The sequence below is a fragment of the Psychromonas sp. genome (assembly GCF_983033635.1).
On record NZ_CEZLMY010000292.1, the window covers coordinates 1 to 2651 of the forward strand.

General features: G+C 40.2%; 2 protein-coding genes. Both read right to left on the reverse strand.

The window, feature by feature from the left end; translation table 11 throughout:
* Positions 1 to 691: serine/threonine protein kinase (locus AC4GME_RS18625; RefSeq protein ID WP_490380021.1), on the reverse strand; the 691-nt coding region annotated here is incomplete at its 3' end.
* Positions 692 to 960: 269 nt separating this feature from the next.
* Positions 961 to 2651 (reverse strand): formylglycine-generating enzyme family protein (locus AC4GME_RS18630; protein ID WP_490380022.1); only part of this gene is annotated, 1691 nt, incomplete at its 5' end.

Consider the following 2651-nt stretch of genomic DNA (forward strand, 5'->3'; position numbering starts at 1 on the left):
GGGCATGGTCAAGCGCGGCACAAATAGGGGTGAGAATTTCAATCACCTCTTCTAAGCTAAAATGTTGGCGAACCAGTGCCTTGTTCTCTATTAACTGGCGTAAATCTTGCCCCTCAAGCAATTCCATAGTTAAAAAGCACAAGCCGTCAACTTGTTGTACATCAAAAACATTAACGATACTCGGGTGACTCAATTGACTTGAGAGTCGGGCTTCATCTAAAAAACGCTCTTTGGCACGCTCATCTGACATTAACTGCGGCAGCATTACTTTAATGGCGATGTCTTCATTACGGTTTTTATCAAAGGCGCGATAAACCGCCCCCATGCCGCCTTGCGCAATAAAAGCGTTAATCTCATAGCGATTCGCTAAAACAGTCCCCACTTCAAGGCTCTGTTGATTACTCACTGTTGATGCCATGCCCGGTAAATCAGCCAGTTTAGTTTGACTAAGTGGAGAGCTACTGTGGGGAGTCTGTTGAACAAACTTGTTAAGCAACAATTGATGCGCTTCTTGTAGCTGGTTTTGCATGCTGACAAGCTTTTGTTTTAAAACTTCGGTTGGAGCAGATGCAATTTTATCTTCTAGCTGGTTTAATTTTTCTTGATAAGCTTTGTTAATTTCAGAGGCTGATTTTTTATCCATCACCTCTTCAGCTAAACCTAATAATTTAGCGGCTTGTTGTACTTCCATTATGCTATTCCATTTTATTATGCATTAACAATTAATTGGTAAATTTAAGTTTTTAGTTTTTAGTTTTCAAAAGCTGATACTACAAAGTGATTATGTACTATTTTACAGAGCTTAACTTTTCCTCATAACAAACTGTAAAAAAATATAAACATACAGTCCCTTCAGAAAAAGACGACAAAAAGCAAATATAACTAGCATTAACTTTAACAGCTTTAACTAGCCGAAATAATCAATAATTACACAGATGTAATTTATAAACATGCAAAAATCTACAATCCCCCCCCTTGGACAAGACGAAAACCAATATCGTAACTACGATCTGAGACCGAATTCCCGAAGCGATAGGCTGAACGCAAAGCGTTAGGTACAGTAAACCAAGAACCACCTCGCAACACACGTTTTGAACAATCTCCAGTTACCCAAGCACCTCCATGACTAGGGCTACCGTAATAGGAGTTTTTGTAACAATCTTGAGCCCATTCCCATGCATTACCGTGCATATCGTATAAACCAAATGAATTGGCTGCAAAAGACTTTGTTGATGCTGTTTTAATATTATCCCATCGGCTCTTGCAACCTTCACAATTTGCATGGTTATTACCTATAGAGTTACCCCAACTGTATCTTGTTGTTGAGCCTGCTCTAGCCGCATATTCCCATTCGGCTTCACTTGGCAATCTAAAACGTTTATTGCCTTGGGCTTTAGTTATTTTATTTAACCAAGGAATAAACTGCTGGGTGATGTCGTTATAACTCACATTAATCACAGGCCGTGAGCCTCTTCCCCAACCGTTATCTTTCGGTTTATAAGAACAACCTCCAGCGTCCACACAAGCGTCCCACTGAGCAAATGTCACTTCACTTTGGCTTATTTTAAAAGCTTTAATAGACACTCGATGTATTGGTTGTTCATCGCCACTTTCGTTAGATCCCATCATAAAACTACCAGCAGAAATGCTTACCATTTTACTAGGAGCTGTGTTTATTGCATCTTTAGCTGCTTTAACTACTTTAGCTCTGGCTGCTTTTTCTTTGGCTAACTTAGCCGCTTTATCCGTCGCGTGTTTTTTATCAATACGAGCCGCTTCACTGCCAACCGCCTGATAAGCCGCTTGCCACTGTGTTTCAGCTGCTTGCAAATTAGCAATGGCAGCAATAAAATCCCCTTCCTCTTGCTGCGCTTTTGCCGTGTTTTCATTTTGCACCGCCAGTGCAACTTGGCTTGGGTTTTCTAAAGCATAAACTTTTTTACGTTTGTTCCATTTATTACGGGCTTGCGTCGCGTCTTGTTTTGCTACAAGCAAATTTTCAGCAGTTACATAAGCTTGTTGCCAGTCTTTAGTTGCTAACAACCATTGCCTTTTTGAGTTTACAAAATCAGCGTCTCTTTGAAAATCAACAGCTTGCTCTTCTTCTAGTTGTGCTTGTTTGGCGTCCTTGTTTTCGGTTAATTTATGCTTGGTTTTGTATAAGCGCCATTTTTTTCTACTTTTATTATTCCCTTGCTCAGCCGCTAATAAATGCTCGGCCGCGTTAAACTGTGCCCAGAGGGCTTTATAACCATCCCGTACTTGAGTCAACACCTGACCAGCTTGCTGGATAGTTAGCTCGGTATCTTGTCTTAAGAGGTTTTCACCTTTACTTAATTCGCCTTCTAAATCCGTCAACTCATTACCATCAAAAAGATAATCATCGGTTAAACGTTGCCAATATTGTAAATTTTTTAATTCGCCACCATTGTTGCGCTGCGCGTCTCTAACTTCAGAAGTTAAGTTGCGCTGACCTTTTTCTAAGCGTTTTTGATAGTTTTTTATCTCACCCTGTAGTTTGGCTATATCCGCTTTTTGTTCTGCAATTAATGCTTTATCAACTGGTTTAAGGGCTTGCCAAATATTATCTAAACTGCCATTAGTTGCCGCCATGCTAAGCCCTAAGATAGCAATTAAAACTGCCGCGGCGA